Annotated in this window: 18 protein-coding genes; 9 read left to right on the top strand and 9 right to left on the bottom strand. The window is 72.5% G+C overall.

Going from position 1 to position 18012, the window contains the following annotated elements:
• The first annotated feature begins 244 nt into the window (after positions 1-244).
• Entirely contained in the window at positions 245-700 is a 456-nt protein-coding gene (locus tag AB0B40_RS08205) for a TerB family tellurite resistance protein (protein WP_345051762.1), read from the top strand.
• An 84-nt stretch (positions 701-784) separates the two neighbouring features.
• On the opposite strand, the gene AB0B40_RS08200 is transcribed toward AB0B40_RS08205, so the two are convergent.
• From AB0B40_RS08200 to AB0B40_RS08160, 9 genes are all read right to left on the bottom strand, one after another.
• Complete coding sequence (locus AB0B40_RS08200) at positions 785-1747, bottom strand: ABC transporter substrate-binding protein (RefSeq protein ID WP_345051764.1); 963 nt, start codon at positions 1745-1747, stop codon at positions 785-787.
• A gap of 160 nt (positions 1748-1907) precedes the next feature.
• On the bottom strand, positions 1908-2576 hold the full coding sequence (locus AB0B40_RS08195; protein WP_345051767.1) for an ABC transporter permease: 669 nt from the start codon (positions 2574-2576) through the stop codon (positions 1908-1910).
• On the bottom strand, positions 2573-3226 hold the full coding sequence (locus AB0B40_RS08190; protein WP_345051769.1) for an ABC transporter permease subunit: 654 nt from the start codon (positions 3224-3226) through the stop codon (positions 2573-2575). Before AB0B40_RS08190 ends, AB0B40_RS08195 begins: the two co-directional genes overlap by 4 nt.
• A complete protein-coding gene (locus AB0B40_RS08185) occupies positions 3223-4356 on the bottom strand; it encodes an ABC transporter ATP-binding protein (RefSeq protein ID WP_362263534.1) in 1134 nt (377 codons plus the stop codon). The genes AB0B40_RS08190 and AB0B40_RS08185 overlap by 4 nt, the downstream gene beginning before the upstream one ends.
• A gap of 136 nt (positions 4357-4492) precedes the next feature.
• Positions 4493-5815: a GAF domain-containing SpoIIE family protein phosphatase gene (locus tag AB0B40_RS08180; protein ID WP_362263533.1), complete on the bottom strand. Its 1323-nt coding sequence runs from the start codon at positions 5813-5815 to the stop codon at positions 4493-4495.
• Between the two features lie 214 nt (positions 5816-6029).
• A complete protein-coding gene (gene msrB / locus AB0B40_RS08175; RefSeq protein ID WP_345051777.1) occupies positions 6030-6437 on the bottom strand; it encodes a peptide-methionine (R)-S-oxide reductase MsrB in 408 nt (135 codons plus the stop codon).
• A 15-nt stretch (positions 6438-6452) separates the two neighbouring features.
• A complete protein-coding gene (gene murC / locus AB0B40_RS08170) occupies positions 6453-7844 on the bottom strand; it encodes a UDP-N-acetylmuramate--L-alanine ligase (protein ID WP_362263532.1) in 1392 nt (463 codons plus the stop codon).
• A gap of 98 nt (positions 7845-7942) precedes the next feature.
• Positions 7943-8419, bottom strand: coding sequence for an indole-3-glycerol phosphate synthase (locus AB0B40_RS08165; protein ID WP_345051782.1), 477 nt, complete (start codon positions 8417-8419; stop codon positions 7943-7945).
• Between the two features lie 127 nt (positions 8420-8546).
• The gene (locus AB0B40_RS08160; protein ID WP_345051785.1) at positions 8547-9359 is read right to left on the bottom strand and encodes a pyrimidine reductase family protein; all 813 of its coding nucleotides are present in this window, start codon (positions 9357-9359) and stop codon (positions 8547-8549) included.
• Positions 9360-9395: 36 nt separating this feature from the next.
• On the opposite strand from AB0B40_RS08160, the gene zapE reads away from it, so the two are divergent.
• From zapE to AB0B40_RS08120, 8 genes are all read left to right on the top strand, one after another.
• The gene (gene zapE, locus AB0B40_RS08155) at positions 9396-10499 is read left to right on the top strand and encodes a cell division protein ZapE (RefSeq protein WP_345051788.1); all 1104 of its coding nucleotides are present in this window, start codon (positions 9396-9398) and stop codon (positions 10497-10499) included.
• Between the two features lie 380 nt (positions 10500-10879).
• Complete coding sequence (locus AB0B40_RS08150) at positions 10880-11275, top strand: hypothetical protein (protein WP_362263531.1); 396 nt, start codon at positions 10880-10882, stop codon at positions 11273-11275.
• 81 nt (positions 11276-11356) lie between these two features.
• Positions 11357-11935 (top strand): carbonic anhydrase, encoded by a 579-nt coding sequence (locus AB0B40_RS08145; RefSeq protein WP_345051792.1) that lies wholly within the window; start codon positions 11357-11359, stop codon positions 11933-11935.
• A gap of 8 nt (positions 11936-11943) precedes the next feature.
• Positions 11944-13422 (top strand): SulP family inorganic anion transporter, encoded by a 1479-nt coding sequence (locus AB0B40_RS08140; protein WP_362263530.1) that lies wholly within the window; start codon positions 11944-11946, stop codon positions 13420-13422.
• A gap of 104 nt (positions 13423-13526) precedes the next feature.
• Positions 13527-14327, top strand: coding sequence for a slipin family protein (locus AB0B40_RS08135; protein WP_345051798.1), 801 nt, complete (start codon positions 13527-13529; stop codon positions 14325-14327).
• Positions 14328-14609: 282 nt separating this feature from the next.
• A complete protein-coding gene (locus AB0B40_RS08130) occupies positions 14610-15467 on the top strand; it encodes a PPK2 family polyphosphate kinase (protein WP_345051801.1) in 858 nt (285 codons plus the stop codon).
• A gap of 56 nt (positions 15468-15523) precedes the next feature.
• Positions 15524-17077 carry an FAD-dependent oxidoreductase gene (locus tag AB0B40_RS08125; protein WP_362263529.1) on the top strand — a complete coding sequence of 518 codons (1554 nt, stop codon included), beginning with the start codon at positions 15524-15526 and terminating at the stop codon, positions 17075-17077.
• Between the two features lie 92 nt (positions 17078-17169).
• Positions 17170-18006 carry a polysaccharide deacetylase family protein gene (locus AB0B40_RS08120; RefSeq protein WP_345051807.1) on the top strand — a complete coding sequence of 279 codons (837 nt, stop codon included), beginning with the start codon at positions 17170-17172 and terminating at the stop codon, positions 18004-18006.
• Positions 18007-18012 lie beyond the last annotated feature (6 nt).

The raw sequence follows: 18012 nt of genomic DNA, 5'->3' as shown, positions 1-18012 counted from the left end.
GACGCAGGGCGTGGAGCGGACGCAGGGCGTGGAGCGGACGCAGGGCGTGGAGCGGACGCAGGGCGTGGAGCGGGCCGTCTGAGGGTGCCGGGCGCCGCCACCGCGCTCCCCCTTCGCGCCGCCGTGTCCGCGGAACCAGCGTGGATCCGAGGAACTTTCCGGCCGTCCCACTAGTTTCTACGGTGCTGTAGAAGGCGTCGTCGGGTGCCGAGGGGGCGCCGGGCGGCCGATACGAGGAGTGGACATGGCCCTGTGGGACCGCGTCAAGGAGTCGGCGTCGCAGATGCAGACCCAGTTGGTGGCGAAGAAGAACGACCTGAAGAGCGGCGCCTTCCGGGATGCGAGCATGGCGATGTGCGCGCTGGTGGCCGCCGCCGACGGGACGGTGGATCCGTCGGAGCGGCAGCGGGTGGCCCAGCTCATCGCCACGAACGAGGTGCTGCAGAACTTCCCGGCGGACGACCTGCGCCGTCGTTTCGAGGAGAACCTGAACAAGCTGACGGCCGACTTCGCCTTCGGCAAGGTGAGCGTGCTGCAGGAGATCGCCAAGGCGAAGAAGAAGCCGGCCGAGGCGCGGGCCGTCATCCAGATCGGCATCGTCATCGGCGGCGCGGACGGGGACTTCGACAAGGACGAGCAGGCCGTGGTCCGCGAGGCGTGCTTCACGCTGGACCTGCCGCCGCACGAGTTCGACCTCTGAGCGCACGGTGGGGCGGCGCGGGTGTCCCCGGGCATCGGGGGCACCCGCGCCGGCGCGTCCGCGGCCGTTCCGGGCGGTGGGGCGTCAGCCCAGACCGGCGGACTTCAGCCAGGCCTTGGCGACGTCCAGCGGGTCCTTCTTCTCGGCCTGCACCTGGGTGTCCAGGCGCAGCAGGGTCTCGGTGTCCAGCTTGGCGGAGACCGCGTCGAGCGCGGCGACGCCCTCCTGGGACAGCGCTCCCTTACGGGCCAGCGGCTGGACGTTCTCGAAGCCGAAGAGGTTCTTCGGGTCCTGCAGGACGACCCACTTCTCCTGGGTGATCTGGGGGTCCGTGGTGAAGATGTCCGCGACCTGGACGGCGTCCTTCTTCAGCGCCGCCTGCGTGAGCGGGCCGCCCGCGTCCAGCGCCTTGAAGGACTTGAACTCCAGGCCGTAGACGGACTTCAGGCCCAGCAGGCCCTGCTGCCGGGTCTGGAACTCCGGGGAGGCGCCGATGACCACGTCCTTGGCGACGTCCTTCAGGTCGGCGATGGAGGACTTCTCGGTGAGGTGGTACTTCTTCGCCGTCGCCGCGTTGACCGTGACCGAGTCCTTGGTCTGCGCCGGCGACGGGTCCAGCAGCGTGAGCTTGGGGTCCAGCCCGGCCTTGACGGCCTTCGTGGTCTCCTCCAGGGTCTTCGGGGCGGCCTTCTGGTCGAGGTAGGCCAGCAGCGCGCCGTTGTACTCGGGCATCACCGAGATGGAGCCGCTCTTGATCAGCCCGTACGTGGTCTCGCGGCTGCCGATGTTCGGCTTGTACGTGACCTTGATGCCCTTGGCCTTGAGGGCCTCGCCGTAGATGTCGGCGAGCAGGGTGCTCTCGGGAAAGTTGTTGGACCCGACGACCACGCTGTCGCCGCTCGCCTTGCTGTCGTCCGTGAGGGGGTTGCCGGCCTCGTCGTCCTTGGCGGAACAGCCCGCCAGCAGAGCCGTCGCCGCTGCGAGTGCGACCACCGCCGCGCCTCGGCTCCCCCGGATGGACCTGCTGATGTGGGTCGTTGAAGTCACCCGACGATCCAAGCCAGCCGGTTCTCGGTCAGTCAAGTGCCACAGTTCGCCTATTGGCCTCGATCTGTGGTCACTTGTGCACAGAGAACGGTCCCTTTGTAACACATTCTTGATGAAAGGTGAGCTGACCGACAAGCAGGCCCGCACCCGGAGGCGGCCGTCAGCCGCCGCGCCGCACGCCCGGTGACACCGTGAGCCGGGACGCCGCCCAGAACACGGCCAGCGTCACGAGGGCCAGGCCGGCGACCAGGGTGGCGCCGCCGACGACCTTCTCGTAGTTCTTCTGGTAGAGGCCGTCGATGATGTACCGGCCGAGGCCGCCGAGACTGACGTAGGCGGCGATGGTGGCGGTGGAGACGATCTGGATGGCCGCCGTGCGCAGGCCGCTGAGGATCAGCGGCAGCGCGACCGGCAACTCCACCTGGAACAGCACCCGCGCCTCGGTCATCCCCATGCCGCGGGCGGCGTCCACCGGGGAGGGGTCGACGGAGCGGACGGCCTCGTAGGTGGTGACCAGGATCGGCGGTACGGCCAGCACCACCAGCGGGATCATCACCGGCAGCAGGCCGAAGCCGATCCAGATGAACATCAGCACCAGCAGACCGAAGCTGGGCAGGGCCCTGCCCGCGGTGGCGATGAGCGCCAGGGTGTTGCCGCCGCGGCCGTAGTGGCCGGTGAGCAGGCCGACGGGCAGCCCGATCACGGCGGCGATCAGCAGGGCTTCCAGCGAGTACCTGACGTGCTCGGCGAACCGCGTGGGGATGCCGTCGTACCCGTGCCAGTGGGCGCTGTCGCCGAAGAAGGCGTGCGCGAAGTTCAGGACGTTCACCGGCCGGCACCCTTCCTCGGCATCCAGGGGGTGAGGAGGAGGCGTACGAGGACCAGCACGGCGTCGGCGAGGATGCCCAGCACCGCGATGGTCAGGACCGAGTTCACCGCCAGGGCGGGACGGCCGTAGGTCTGGGCGTCGTACAGCATGTTGCCGAGGGCGCCCTGGTTGCCGATGAGCATGCCGACGCTGACCAGGGAGATGCTGGACACGGTCGCCACCCTCAGCCCCGCGATGATGGCGGGTACGGCGATGGGCAACTGCACCTGGAAGTAACGGCGTACGGCGCCGAAGCCCATGGCCTGGGCGGCGGCCAGGGTCTCCGGTGGCACCGAGCGGACTCCGTCCACGATCGCCGGGACGAGCACCACCAGGCTGTAGAGCGCGAGCGGGACCATGACCGTCAGTTCGCTCTGGCCGAAGTAGTCGATGAGGACGACGAAGAAGGCGAGCGACGGGATGGCGTAGAGGACGGTGGTGACGCCGAGGACCGGCGGATAGATCCAACGGAACCGCACGCAGAGCTGGGCCACGGGCAGCGAGATCAGCAGTCCGGCCAGCACCGGCAGCAGCGCCTCGCGCAGATGCAGCCCGATGAGGCCGGCATAGCTGTGCTGGAGGTCGCTCGGGAGGTCGAAGAAGCCGCTCATCGGCCGGCCCGCACAGCGTTGGCCCGCTCCGCCACCCGGCCGTGGGCCTCGCGGATCGCCTCGCCGATGACCTGCTGGGAGACGACGCCGACCGCGCGTCCCTCGCCGTCCACGGCGACCGCCCATCCGGTCGGTGAGAGCACCGCGCCGTCGAGCGCGGTGCGCAGCGAGTCGGTGCCGGGCACGAACGGCCGCCCGAAGTCGAGGAGTCGGTCCGGGTCGACGGCGCCGGCGGTGAGCCGGTCCGGCTCGCTCCAGCCGAGCGGCCTGCCGTCGGGGTCGGTGACCAGGAGGTAGGGGGCCATGCCCCGGGAGGCGAGCCGGTCGGCGTCGGCGTCGACCGGGACGATGGGCGCGGTCTGCAACGGGAGCCCGTCGGCCGGGAAGAAGGAGAGCCGGCGGATGCCCCGGTCGGCGCCGAGGAAGTCCTCCACGAAGGAGTCGGCGGGCGCGCTGAGCAGCTCGGCGGGCGGGGCGAACTGGGCGAGCCGGCCACCGGTGCGTAGCACGGCGACCTTCGTGCCCAGCTTGATCGCCTCGTCGATGTCGTGGGTGACGAAGACGATGGTCTTGCCCAGCTCGTCCTGGATGCGCAGGAGTTCGTCCTGGAGTCCCTTGCGGACGACGGGGTCGACGGCGGAGAACGGCTCGTCCATCAGCAGCACCGGCGGGTCGGCGGCGAGCGCGCGGGCGACGCCGACCCGCTGCTGCTGGCCGCCGGAGAGCTGGTACGGGTACCGCTTGGCGAGCGCGGAGTCGAGCCCGACCCGCTCCATCAACTCGGCGGCCCGGGCCCGGGCCGCCTGCTTGGGGCGGCCGAGCAGGCGGGGCACGGTGGCGATGTTGTCGAGGATGGTGCGGTGCTGGAAGAGACCGGCGTTCTGGATGACGTAACCCATCGAGCGGCGCAGGGTGTTGACCGGCTGCTGCCGGATGTCCCGGCCGTCGAGGAGGATGCTGCCCTCGGTGGGCTCCACCATCCGGTTGATCATCCGCAAGGTCGTCGTCTTGCCGCAGCCGGAGGGGCCGACGAGGACGGTGATCGCGCGGTCCGGTATCTCCAGTGACAGCCGGTCGACCGCGACCGTGCCGTCCGGGTACCGCTTCGTGACTGAATCTATCCGTATCAAAACGCCGGGTATCCTTCGGGTCCGACCGATGCTGGCCTGCTCCGGGAAGAGTCTAGACCGGTAGTGTTTCAGCGCTTTGGCGGGAGAGCGGCCTCGGTCCTGACGTGTGCACAGATCTCATGAGCCCGGCCGGCTCTCAACGGCCGGCCGGGCTCTGCGCCCCGCTCTCCACCGGCCCCGGCCGGATGTGCGGCCGGGCCGCGAGGATCGCGACGTCGTCCTCGGCGTGCCGGGCGTCCAGTCGGCCGAGGATGCTCTCCAGGACGGTGTCGACGGTGTCCCCGGCGGTGAACCGCAGGGAGACCAGCCGGGCCAGGGAGTGGTCGATGTCCTCACCGCGGTGCTCGACGAGCCCGTCGGTGAACAGCACGAGGGTCTCGCCGGGCGCCACCCGGTGCGTGGCCGACTCGTACCCGCCGAGTCCGGTGCCCAGCGGCGGTCCGACCGGCACGGACAGCAGTCGGGCCGCGCCGTCCATACCGATGAGCACCGGCGGCAGGTGTCCGGCGCTGGCCAGTGTGAGCTGGCCGCGGCCCGGGTCGACGCGGGCCAGCAGACAGGTCGCGGGACGCCGGTCGTCCTCCCCGGAGGCGATGTCGTCCATCTGCCGCAGCACCCGGTGCGGGGGGAGGTCGGCGGAGGCGATGTAGCGCAGGGAGGAGCGGTAGGCGCTCATGTCGACGGCGGATTCCAGGCCGTGCCCCATGACGTCGCCGACGACCAGCAGGGTCCGGCCGAAGTGCAGCCGGACGGTCTCGCACCAGTCGCCGCCGACCAGGGTGCTCCGGCCGGCCGGCAGATAGCGGATGGCGACGTCCAGGTTGGGGTGCGGGCGGCCGGGCTCGGCGAGCAGGGCGCGCTGCAGATCACCCGCGGTACGGCTGACCTGCTCGTACTCGCGGGCATGCCGGAGATGGGAGGCGGCGCGCTCGGCCAGCAGGGCGAGCTGCTCGCCCTCGGCGCGGTCCAGCGGTTCTCCGGGGCGCGCCCACACCAGGACGCCGTACACGTCTTCCCCGCTGGTCAGCGGGGTGGACAGGGCGGCCCCTGAGCCGGCGGCGCGCGCATGCTCCAGCCAGGGGACGGGGGCCGCGCCGACGGCCGGGACAGCGGCCTCGCGGACCGTGGCGCACGCCCACCGGAGATCGGGGAGCGTCGCGGGGTCACCGGTGACCGCCCCGTAGCCGGGGACGGCGTCCGGGCCGCGGCGCAGCACGGCGGCGGTTCCGCCGGCCAGGCGTACGGCGGCCCGGGTCAGCTCGGTGCAGGTCGTGTCCGCGTCGAGGGTGGTACCGATCCCGGCCAGGACCTGCCGCAGGGTGCTCAGCCGTTCGGCGGCCTGCGCGGCCCGCTCGGTCCCGCCGGCACCGCGGCGGCCCTCACCGGGGCCGCCGCCCTCCGAACGGCGGTCGCCGTGGGCGGACGGGGGCCTGCGGCGGGACTGGATCCACCGCGCCACACCCAACACCCTCACAGAATCTCAAACCGCGGCGGTCAGGGCACCAGCCCCGGCCCCCGGACGGGATCACCGGTGGTGCGCCGACCGGGCGGGACGCCGACGGGCCCCCGGGCGGTGGTCCCTGGGGGGCGGGTGCGAGGGGTCCGGCGCGCCGGAACGCCCGCCGGTGTGCGTGGCGGGCGGCCGTCCGGGCGGTGCTGCGGCGGCGGGCGGTTCAGTCGTCCGCGGGGGCCAGCCGCAGGGAGATCGAGTTGATGCAGTACCGCTGGTCCGTCGGGGTCGGATACCCCTCACCCTCGAACACGTGTCCGAGGTGGGAGCCGCACCGGGCACACCGCACCTCGGTGCGGACCATCCCGTGGGAACGGTCCGTGATCAGCTCGACCGCGTCGGTGTCCTTCGGGTCGTAGAAGGACGGCCAGCCGCAGTGCGACTCGAACTTGGTGTCGGAGGTGAACAGTTCGGCGCCGCAGGCACGGCAGGAGTACACGCCCCTGGTCTTGGTGTCCGTGTACTCACCGGTGAAGGCCGGCTCGGTGGCGGCCTGGCGCAGCACGGCGTACTCGGCCGGGTTCAGCTCCGCGCGCCACTGCTCGTCCGGCTTCTCTACGTCGTACGACATGAGCACTCAGCCCCTTCACTGCGACAGGCGGTCCAGGATCAGCGGGCCCAGGTCGGTCACGTCGCCCGCGCCCATGGTGAGAACGAGATCACCGGGCTTCGCCATTCCCGCGATCACCGCCGGGATCTCCGCCTTGTCGTGCACGGCGGTCACGTCGGCGCCCGCGGCGCGCGCGGCCTCGATGATCAGCTCGCTGGTCACGCCGGGGAGCGGGTCCTCACGGGCGGGGTAGATGTCGAGGACCGCCGAGGCGTCGGCGAGGGCCAGCGCCTGCCCCATCTCCTTGCCCAGCTCCTGGGTGCGGGAGAACAGGTGCGGCTGGAAGACGACGAGGATGCGGGCGTCACCGGCGGCGGCGCGCATGGCCTCCAGATCGGCCGTCATCTCGGTCGGGTGGTGGGCGTAGGAGTCGATCACCTGGACGCCGGCCGCCTCGCCCTTGAGCTGGAGGCGCCGCTTGACGCCGGTGTAGACGGCGAGCGCGGGCGCCAGCTCCGCGGCCGGGATGCCGACGGCGGCACCGGCGGCGAGCGCCGCGACCGCGTTGAGCGCGTAGTGCCGGCCCGGTACGGACACCCCGAAGGTCAGCTCCTGTCCGTCCAGCACCACGGTGACCCGGCTGCGCAGCCCCTGCGGGACGATCGACAGGACGCGCACGTCGGCGTCCTCGGCCTCGCCGTAGGTCACCACCCGCACCGGGCCCGCGGCGACGCGCCGGGTCAGCTCCCGGGCGCCCTCGTGGTCGGCGGAGACGACCAGGGTGCCGCCCTCGGTGACGCGGTCCACGAACGTCTCGAAGGACTCGTAGATCTCGTCCATGGAGGCGTAGTTGGCGTGGTGGTCCAGCTCGACGTTGAGGACGATGGCGACCTCGGGCGCGTACTTGTGGAAGCTGCGGTCCGACTCGTCCGCCTCCGCGACGAAGAGGTCGCCCCCGCCGTGCAGCGCGTTCGAGCCGGGTGCGTCCAGGTCGCCGCCGATGGCGTAGGACGGCTCCAGGCCCAGCTCGGTCAGGGAGACCGCCAGCATGGAGGTGGTGGTGGTCTTGCCGTGGGTACCGGCCACGGCGATCGGGCGCAGCCCCCGCATCAGCGCGGCGAGCGCGTCGGAGCGGTGCACGACCGGGATGCCCAGCTCCGCGGCGCGGGCCAGCTCCGGGTTGTCCTCGCGGATCGCCGACGAGACGACGACACAGCTGGCGTCGTCGGCGAGGTGCTCGGCGGCGTGCCCGATGTGCACGGTCACGCCCAGCGCCCGCAGCGCCCCGGCGGTCGCCGACTCCCTGGCGTCGCTGCCGGCCACCTCGGCCCCGCGCTGCGCGAGGATCTTGGCGATACCCGACATCCCGGCGCCGCCGATGCCGATGAAGTGCGGTCGGTCCATGGCGGCAGGAAGGCCGGGTGCCATGCGTTTCTCCCCAGAGACGGTACGGGCTAGAGCGGACCTAGCCTATGCGCTGGGCCGGGTGTCACCTCGCAAGGGGCGCGGGTGCTCCCGGCCGGGCCTCACTCCGCCTGGGAGTGCGAGAACAGCTTCAGCACCGGCACCCCCACCTTGTGGCGGGCCCGGGAAGCCCAGTCCCGGTGGAAGAACTCCTCCACGTAGTGCGGATCGGTCAGCACGATCACCTCGTCCGCGTCCACCTCGCCCACCAGCGCCTTCAGCGCGTCCAGCGGGTGTTCCTCGACCAGCCGCCCCTCCGCCTCGCTGCCGGCGGCGCGCAGCGCCTGGAGCGACACGTCGAGGGCCTGCTGTCCCACGCTCAGCGCCTCCGTGCCCTCCGGGGTCTCCCCCTCGCGGACCGCCTCGTCGAGTTCGCCGAGCGCGATGTCGTCGATGGCCCGCAGCAGCCGGTCGGCCTGGTCGCCGCGCGGCTGGAGCAGCACGTGGAAGAAGACGGGCTCGTCCCCGTGCAAGGTGGTGACGAACTCCACGTCGGCGGTCGTCAGAGCCTTCTCGATCATCAGAACGCTTGTGAACACCAGGCGCCTCTCTCCTCGGAGGGCCCGGCAGGGCCCCTGCGGAAACCATCCTTCCCCGTGATCGCACGGGTACTGCCGGACTCAGTGTGCCCGTCGGAAGATAACCGGAATAGCAGATTCCGCTGAGTCAGGAGCGCCGGTACCGGCCGAACAGGAAACCGTCCTCCTCCAGCAGGGACGCGAGCGCGAACCGGTGCGGGACGGCGACCGACGGCCCCCCGGCGATGCGCTGCGCACCGCCCGCGGTCAGCGTCGGCGAGACGGTCAGGCACAGCTCGTCCAGCACCTCCGCGGCGATCAGCTGGCCGAGCAGCCGCGGGCCGCCCTCGGTGAGCAGCCGGGTGTGGCCGAGACCGGCGAGGGCCTGGACCGCGCGCGCCGGCTCCACGCCCATGCCCTCACCGGCGATCAGCACCTGGGCGCCGGCCTTCTCGGCGGTGGCGACCCGGTCGGGAGCGGCCGAGGCTCCGGTGAGGATCAGCGTCGGCACCAGGGGCGAGGTGAACAGGGGCAGCGTGAAGTCCAGCTCCAGGCTCGCGGTGACGATCGCGATCGCCGGCACCGGGGCCTGACCGGCGGCCGTGCGGGCACCGGCGAACTCCGCGCGCGCCCGCGCGGGGCGGTACCCCTCCTGCCGTACCGTCTCCGCGCCGACCACGACCACGTCCGCGAGCGCCCGCAGCGTGCCGAAGATCCGCATGTCGGCGGCGCTGGAGATGGGCTGCGAGCGGCCCTCGTGCTGGGCGGCGCCGTCGAGGGAGGAGACCATGTTGGCCCGCAGCCACGGCCGCGGGGCGCCCGGCGCGGGTTCGGGATAGGCGTAGGCGGCGGCCAGCTCGGCGAGGTCCCACTCCCGGTCCGCCGCGGCCCCGGCGGCCGGACCGGCCCCGGCGGGGGCCTGGGCTGCTGTTCCTTCGGTCACAGGGAAGAGGCGTCGCATTCGTGCAGTGTGACACGGCGCTTAGCATGGATAACTGTGTCGTCCTCCACCCCCGCCCCCGGATCCGGCCCGCTGCCGGACGCGGGCCCTCTGTCGCTGTGCGCGCGTGAGCCGCACGTCCCCGCGGACCGGCTGGTCGCCGAGATGGTGCCGCCGCCGCGGTTCGACTCGGTCCGCTTCGCCACCTACGTCCCGGACCCCGGCGAGCCCAGCCAGTCCGAGGCCGTCCGGGTGCTGGAAGGCTTCGCGGCCGGCCTCGGCGGGGCACACGCCGTCGGCGGCGGGAAGCGCGGGTTCTTCGGGCTGGGCAGGGCCAGGGCCCCGAAGCCCCCGGCCGGCCCGCGTGGCGTCTACCTCGACGGCGGCTACGGCGTCGGCAAGACCCACCTGCTCGCCTCCCTGTGGCACGCCACCCCGGCCGAGCCCGCGCTCAAGGCGTTCGGCACCTTCGTGGAGCTGACCAACCTGGTGGGGGCGCTCGGCTTCCAGCAGACCGTGCGGACGCTCAGCGGCCACCGCCTGCTGTGCATCGACGAGTTCGAACTGGACGACCCCGGCGACACGGTTCTCGTGTCGACACTGCTCGGCAAGCTCGTGGAGGCGGGCGTGGCGCTCGCCGCCACCTCCAACACGCTGCCCGGCAAGCTGGGCGAGGGCCGCTTCGCCGCCGCCGACTTCCTGCGCGAGATCCAGGGTCTGTCGGCCCATTTCCGCGCCCTGCGCATCGACGGCGAGGACTACCGCCACCGCGGCCTGCCCGAGGCTCCCGCGCCGTTCTCCGACGAGGAGGTCATGAAGACGGCCTTCGCCACCGAGGGCGCCTCGCTCGACGACTTCGCGCATCTGCTGGAGCACCTGGCGAAGGTGCACCCGAGCCGGTACGGCGCGCTGACCGACGGGGTGCGGGCCGTGTGCCTGACCGGCGTTCAGCCCGTGCCGGACCAGTCGACGGCGCTGCGGCTGGTGGTCCTGGCCGACCGGCTCTACGACCGCGAGGTCCCGGTGCTGGCCTCGGGCCTGCCGTTCGACAGGCTGTTCAGCGAGGAGATGCTGAACGGCGGCTACCGCAAGAAGTACTTCCGCGCGATATCCCGGCTCACCGCACTGGCCCGGGACGCGAAGGGGCTGATCGGCGCCTGACCGCTGCCCCTGGCGCCCTCAGGGCCTGTCTGACAATTCCCGTCTGCCTCGCGACGCCATGCACGCCTCTCGCCGCACCGGGCGCAGACCCGAGTACGCCCAGTACGAGGGCCTACGCCCGGCGCGCCGAGAGCACGCACCTGACGCCGCGAGGCCGCCCTCCGGGCGACGACGGGAATTGTGAGACAGGCCGTAGCCGAGCGGGCGCCCGCGGGTCAAGGGCTGGTTCGCGCCACGCCACCCGCACTTTTCACGCTCTCTTCCGCGCGTAACGCGCAGTTAACCCTGCAAAGGCCTTTGCAGGGTTAACGTGTTTCTTGACCTTCCATTGACCAGCGCTTGGTCTGGACAAGAGGTATGAACGCGGCGGAGGGGGTCTCATGTTCCGAGGTACGACGGCCCGGACCGTGCTCGCCCTCCTCGGCGTCACCCTGCTCACCCTCCAGCTCTTCGCCCCCACGGGACCCTTCGCACCCGCGCATACTTCCGGTCAGGCGTTGGCCAAGGCCGAGACCGGAACCGCCTCCTTCGTGCAGGCGGTGCGCGAGCGGACGGAGACGGCCCACACCCCGGGCCGCCCGGGTGAGCCCGTGGGGATCCCGCATGTGCGTGACCGGCACCGCGGCCCGGCGTCCAGCGGAGCGCAGCACCACCCCCTGATATCCGTCCCGGCGGCCGGGGCGGACCCGGCGCGACCCTCCGGCGCCCCCCACCGCCACGCCCCCGGGACGCCAAGAGCCCGCACGGCGGCAGCTCTCCAGGTCTTCCGCTGCTGAGAGCGGCCGTGCCCCCTCACCCCCACGTCAGTCGCGCAAGCCCGACGCGCCAGGCAGGCGCGCCAGGAGGAACCCACACTCATGCAGCCCCTCATCGACAACGCCCGTACCTTCGGACAGCGCCCTGAGGAGTTCGCCAGGCTCGCCGAAGGCCAGTCCCCGCAGGTGCTGTTCATCACCTGCTCCGATTCCCGGGTCGTCCCGGCCCTGATCACGGGCGCCCGCCCCGGCGAGCTGTTCGAACTGCGCACCGCGGGCAACATCGTCCCGCCCCACGCCTCCGAGCACCCCACCAGCGAGGCCGCCACCATCGAGTACGCCGTGGAGGTGCTGGGCGTCCGCGACATCGTGGTCTGCGGCCACTCGCACTGCGGCGCCGTCGGCGCGCTCGTGCGCGGTGACGACCTGACCGCCGTACCGGCCGTGCGCGACTGGCTGGCGCACGCCACCCCGCGCCCGGCCGGCGCGGCCGAGGACCCGGAGGTCGCCGAGGGCGTGCAGAGCCACGTCCTGACCCAGCTGCTGCGGCTGCGCTCGTACCCCTGCGTCGAGCGCGGGCTGGCGGAGGGACGGCTGGACCTGCACGCCTGGTACTACGAGGTGCACACCGGCGCCGTACGGACGCACCGCCCGCAGACCGACTCCTTCGAGGCCCTGTGAGCGCGCCGATGACCAGCAACCACACCCTCATATCCCGATTCCCGCACCTGAGGCGGGACTTCGCCGCCTCCCTCGTCGTCTTCCTGGTCGCGCTGCCGCTGTGCGTGGGCGTGGCCGTCGCCTCCGGCGCACCGGCCGAACTCGGCCTGGTCACCGGCATCGTGGGCGGCCTCGTCACCGGGCTGATGCGCGGCAGCAGCCTCCAGGTGTCGGGGCCGGCGGCCGGCCTGACCGTGCTCGTCTTCGAGGCGGTCAAGGAGTTCGGGCTGCCGGTGCTCGGCGTGATCGTGCTCCTCACCGGGCTGCTCCAGGTCGCCATGGGCCTGCTGCGGCTGGGCCGTTACTTCCGGGCCATCTCGGTCTCCGTCGTGGAGGGCATGCTGGCCGGGATCGGTCTGGTGCTCATCGCCGGGCAGCTGTATCCGGCTCTGTCGGCGAAGGCCCCCGACTCCGGACTGGGCAAGATCGCCGGCCTGCCCGGCGCGTTCCTGGACGCCTTCGGCGACGGCGGCGCCCTGGCCTCGCTCGCGGTGTGCGCCGGCACGATCGCGGTGCTGCTGCTGTGGCGGCACACCCCGGCGAAGGTACGGGCGGTGCCCGGTCCGCTCGCCGCGGTCGGGCTCGCCACACTGGCCGCGCTCGCCCTGAGCCTGCCGGTGGCCACGGTCGAGGTGCGGGGCCTGCTGGACTCCGTCCAGCCGCCACCGCTGAGCGCCTTCGGCGAACTGGCCGGTGCGGGGCTCCTGGGCACGGTCCTCGCCTTCGCCCTGATCGCGTCCGCCGAGTCGCTGTTCAGCGCGGCGGCCGTGGACCGGCTGCACTCGGGGCCACGCACCCAGTACAACCGGGAACTCGTCGCCCAGGGCGTCGGCAACACGGTGTGCGGCCTGCTCGGCGCGCTGCCGATGACCGCGGTGATCGTGCGCAGCGCCGCCAACGTCCAGGCCGGCGCCCGTACGAAGGCGTCCCGGGTGCTGCACGGTCTCTGGCTGCTGCTGTTCGCGGCGCTGCTGCCGGGCGTGCTCGCCCACATCCCGGTCCCGGCCCTGGCGGGCATCCTGATCCACGCGGGCGCCAAGCTGGTCCCGGTCCGGGCACTGGCCGCGCTGTGGCGCGAGCACCGCGGGGAGGCGCTGGTCCTCGCCGTCACGGCCGTCTCCATCGTCGCCGTCAGCATGTTCGAGGGCGTCCTCATCGGTCTCGCGCTGGCCGTGGTGAAGACGGCCTGGGAGGCCTCCCACGTCAGGCTGGAGGTCGTGGACAAGGGGGCGGGCCCGGTGCAGGCGCATCTGTCCGGCAACGCGACCTTCCTGCGCCTGCCGAAGATCCTGGACAGCCTGGAGTCGCTGCCGCAGGACCGCCCGGTCCGGCTCGACCTGTCCGGGCTGCACCACCTGGACCACGCCTGCCGTACGGCCCTGCGGAACTGGGCCGCGCGGCACAGCGCGGCGGGCACCGAGCCGGTGGAGCTGGTCACGGCCGCGTGAGCGCCCGCCCGTGGGGCCGGGGGCCGGAACCTCTCGGCATCTCGGCCCCATGGGCCTATCGTGGCAGCAGCGGATATTTCGGACCTCTGCATGAGGAGGTCACCATGGTCGAGGACCTTGTGGTGGCCGTGGCGGCGGCGGGCTCCGCCGGTGTGGTGTACCTGGCGGCGGCGGCCCGCGTGGTCAAGCAGTACGAACGGGGTGTGCTCTTTCGCCTCGGCCGGGTGTCCGGGGAGGTACGGTCGCCGGGCCTGAACCTGATCATCCCCTTCGTGGACCGGCTGCGGAAGATCAACTTGCAGATCGTGACGATGCCGATCCCGGCCCAGGAGGGCATCACCCGCGACAACGTCACCGTCCGGGTGGACGCGGTGGTCTACTTCCGCGTGGTCGACGCGGTGAGCGCCCTGGTGAAGGTCGAGGACTACAAGTTCGCGGTGTCGCAGATGGCGCAGACGTCCCTGCGGTCGATCATCGGCAAGAGCGATCTCGACGATCTGCTCTCCAACCGCGAGAAGCTCAACCAGGGCCTGGAACTGATGCTCGACAGCCCGGCGGTGGGCTGGGGCATCCAGGTCGACCGGGTGGAGATCAAGGACGTGTCCCTGCCGGACACGATGAAGCGGTCGATGGCCCGCCAGGCCGAGGCGGACCGCGAGCGCCGCGCCCGGATCATCAACGCCGACGCCGAACTGCAGGCCTCCAAGAAGCTCGCCGAGGCCGCCCAGCAGATGGCCGACACACCGACCGCGCTCCAGCTGCGGCTGCTTCAGACCGTGATGGCGGTGGCGGCCGAGAAGAACTCCACCCTGGTCCTGCCGATCCCGGTGGAGCTGCTGCACTTCCTGGAGCGGGGCGCGCAGCAGCCCGCCCCGAACGGTGAGGCGAAGCCGCTGACGCAGTAGAGCCTGTCCGCGGACCGTACCGCCGGTGCTTCAGGCCGCACCCGGTGCTTCGAACCACGGCCGCACCCGGTGCTTCGTGCCGCACCCGGCGCGGACCTTGGTAGTCCCGCTCGCGTTCCCCGCGCCTCGGCCGGCCGCTCGGCCCTCGACACCTGTCTGCGCTACCACCACGAACAGGGTCTGTCGCGGCGGCGCCGGACGGTCAGGAGTTGTTCCACCCGGAACTGCTGGACACCTGATCACGGGGGAACACGAGGGGGGACCCGAGGAAGGGAGCGGCCCATGCCGCACCGAGGTGCCCAGAGCCTGCGGGAGACGCTGCGCGTCCCGCTCGGCGTTTCCGTCGACCTGACCGCCTACGGCACCCGGGCCACCCCGGGTGCCCGGAACGGCAAGGACGCGGCCCGCGCGGACACCGCGCGCATGGGCGAGCACCTGGCCGGGCTCCAGGAGCGGTTGTGGGCGGCGGGCACGGCGGGCGACCACCGCCGGGTCCTGCTCGTGCTCCAGGGCATGGACACCAGCGGCAAGGGCGGCACGGTCAAGCACGTCGTCGGTCAGTTCAACCCGTCCGGCTGCCGCATCCACGCCTTCAAGGCACCCACCGAGGAGGAGCGGGCCCACGACTTCCTGTGGCGGGTACGGAGGGCCCTGCCGGGGCCGGGCGAGATCGGTGTCTTCGACCGCTCCCACTACGAGGACGTCCTGATCTCCCGGGTCCGGCATCTCGCCCCGCCCGCCGCGATCGGCAGCCGCTACGGCCTGATCAACGACTTCGAGCGGGAGCTGGCCGAGAAGGGCGTGACCCTCGTCAAGTGCTTCCTGCACCTCTCCTACGAGGAGCAGCGTCGCCGTCTGCTGCGCCGGCTCGACCGGCCGGACAAACACTGGAAGTTCGACCCGGCCGACATCGACGAACGTGCCCTGTGGCCCGCCTACCAGGAGGCGTACGAGCTGGCCCTGGAGCGCTGCGCCGCGCCGCACGCGCCGTGGTACGTGGTCCCGGCGGACCGCAAGTGGTACCGGAACTGGGCCGTCAGCCGGCTGCTGCTGGAGCACCTGCGGGAGCTGGACCCGCACAGCCCGCCGGCCGGTTTCGACGTCGCGGAGTGCCGGGAGCGGCTGCTTCGGCAGGCGTGAGGCGGACACGGCCGGGACACACACGTGAGCCCGGGCGGCCGGGGTACCCGGCGGACATGCGTGAGTACCGGAAGGTCACCGATTCGTACTGGCTGCGGACCGCCCCCGGGCCGGAGCACCCCGCCCTCGACACGGATCTCGACGTCGACGTGGCCGTCGTCGGCGCCGGCATCGCCGGGCTGAGCACCGCCCATGAGCTGACCCGGGCCGGGCTGCGGGTGGCGGTGCTGGAGGCCGGGCGGGCGGCGGGCGGGGTCACCGGCTACACCACCGCGAAGCTGACCGCCCAGCACACCCTGGTCTACGACCGGCTGCGGCGCACCCGCGGGCCGGACGGCGCGCGGCTGTACGCCCGTTCGCAGTCGGAGGCGATCGAGCACGCGGCGGCGCTGGTGGCGGAGCTGGGCATCGACTGCGAGTGGGAGACCAGGGACGCCTACACCTACGTCCGGGACCGGGACCGGGCCGAGGAGGTGCGGGCGGAGGCGGAGGCCGCGCGCGAGGCGGGTCTGCCGGCGGTGTTCACCACGGAGACCGGGCTGCCGTTCCCGGTGGCGGGCGCGGTCCGGGTGACCGGGCAGGCGCAGTTCCACCCGGTCAAGTACCTGCGGGCGATCACCGCTGATCTGGTCGCGCGCGGCGGGCAGGTGTACGAGGGCACCCGGGTCACCGGTCTGACGGAGGCCGAGCCGTGCCGGCTGACGACCGAGTCGGGCGCCACGGTGACCGCCCGGGAGGTCGTGCTCGCCACCCATTACCCGGTGTTCGACCGGGCCTTGCTGTTCGCCCGGCTCTCCCCGCGCCGGGAGCTGGTCGTCGCCGGCCCGCTGGGCGACGGCCCGGACCCGCAGGGCATGTACATCACGCCCGAGGAGAACACCCGCTCGGTGCGCACCGCGCCCTACGGGGCGGACGGGCAGCGGCTGCTCGTGGTCACCGGCGAGCACTTCACGCCCGGTACCGGCGATCCGCGGGCCGGCTTCGACCGGCTCGCCGCCTGGGCCGAGACCCACTTCCCCGGGGTGACCCTGGATTACGCCTGGGCCACCCAGGACAACGAGTCCACCGACACCGTCCCGCTCATCGGCCCGTTCCACCCCGGTGCCCGGCACACCTACGTCGCCACCGGCTTCGGCGGGTGGGGGCTGAGCGGCGGCATCATGGCCGGGCGGCTGCTGACCGCGCTGATCACCGGCCGGGACTGCGCCTGGCGCGAGCTGTACGACCCGCGACGGCTGAAGTCGGTGGTGCGCGAGGCCCCGTCGCTGCTGAAGACGCAGGCGGAGGTGGCCCGGCACTTCGTCGGCGACCGGCTGAAGCCGCCGGCCTCGGTGGACGACCTGGCCCCCGGGGACGGCGCGCTGGTCCGGTCCGGCGGCGAACGGCTGGCCGCGTACCGGGACGAGGAGGGCGCCCTGCACGCCGTGTCCGCCGGCTGCACCCACCTCGGCTGCCTGGTGTCCTTCAACCGCGCCGAGCGCGCCTGGGAGTGCCCCTGCCACGGCTCGCGCTTCGCCGTCGACGGTGAGGTGCTCCAGGGCCCGGCGGTCAAGCCCCTGGAGCGACGCGCCCTCGACCGGCCGACAGAAGGGGGCCGGACGGGCGACTGACCGGCGCGGGCCGCCCGCCGCGCGGGTGACGGTAGCGCCGTGTCTCGCTTTAAATAATCATATAAGCAGTTTTCCCTACTTACGTTCGTGTCGTGATCCCACTAACACGCCGTCTCCTCGCCGCCTGCACCCTGGGCGCCGCGCTCACCGCATGCGGGGCCCAGGGCCCCGCCCGTCAGGGCCCGGCCGGGTCCGCCTCGCCCTCCGCCACTCGCCCGCCCGTGCTCACGCCGGGCCCCGGCGGACTCACCCCCGTCTTCGAACACGGCCCGCGCACCCTGGGCAGGACGGTCGCGTTCACCTTCGACGCCGACATGACCGCCGACCAGGGGCCCCGCGCGGCCTCCGGCGAACACTTCGACAACCCGGGCCTGATCGCCGCCCTGCGCGAACTGAAGGTGCCGGCAACCGTGTTCATGACCGGCAGATGGGCCGACCAGTACCCTGCCGAGGCCCGCGACCTGGGCCACGACCCGCAGTTCGAGGTGGCCAACCACTCCTGGAGCCACTACGCGTTCACCGCCGACTGCTACGGCCTGCCGACCGTCGACTCCGGCGGGATGCGGGCGGACGTGCAGCGGGCCTACAACTCCCTGCGCGCGGCCGGAGTACCGCACGCCATGCCGTACTTCCGCTTCCCCGGCGGCTGTTACGACCAGCGGGCGCTGCGCGCGCTCAGCGGGCTCGGGGTGACGGCGGTGCAGTGGGACGTGGTGAGCGGGGACGCGTTCGCCACGGACGCCGACGCGGTCACCCGGCAGGTGCTCGACGGGGTGAAGCCGGGCTCGGTGGTCATCATGCACTGCACCCGCAGTGCCGCCCCGACGACCGAGCGGGTCGTCCGCACGGTCGTGCCGGAGCTGCGCAAGCGGGGCTACCGGTTCGTGAAGGTCTCCCAGCTGATCGGCGAGACCGCCGGGCACCGCTGACCGTCC

It is taken from the genome of Streptomyces sp. NPDC042638 (genome assembly GCF_040647235.1).
Taxonomy (GTDB): domain Bacteria; phylum Actinomycetota; class Actinomycetes; order Streptomycetales; family Streptomycetaceae; genus Streptomyces; species Streptomyces rameus.
The sequence above is the reverse complement of the archived record's forward strand: the minus strand, read 5'-3'. Positions and strand labels throughout refer to the sequence as shown.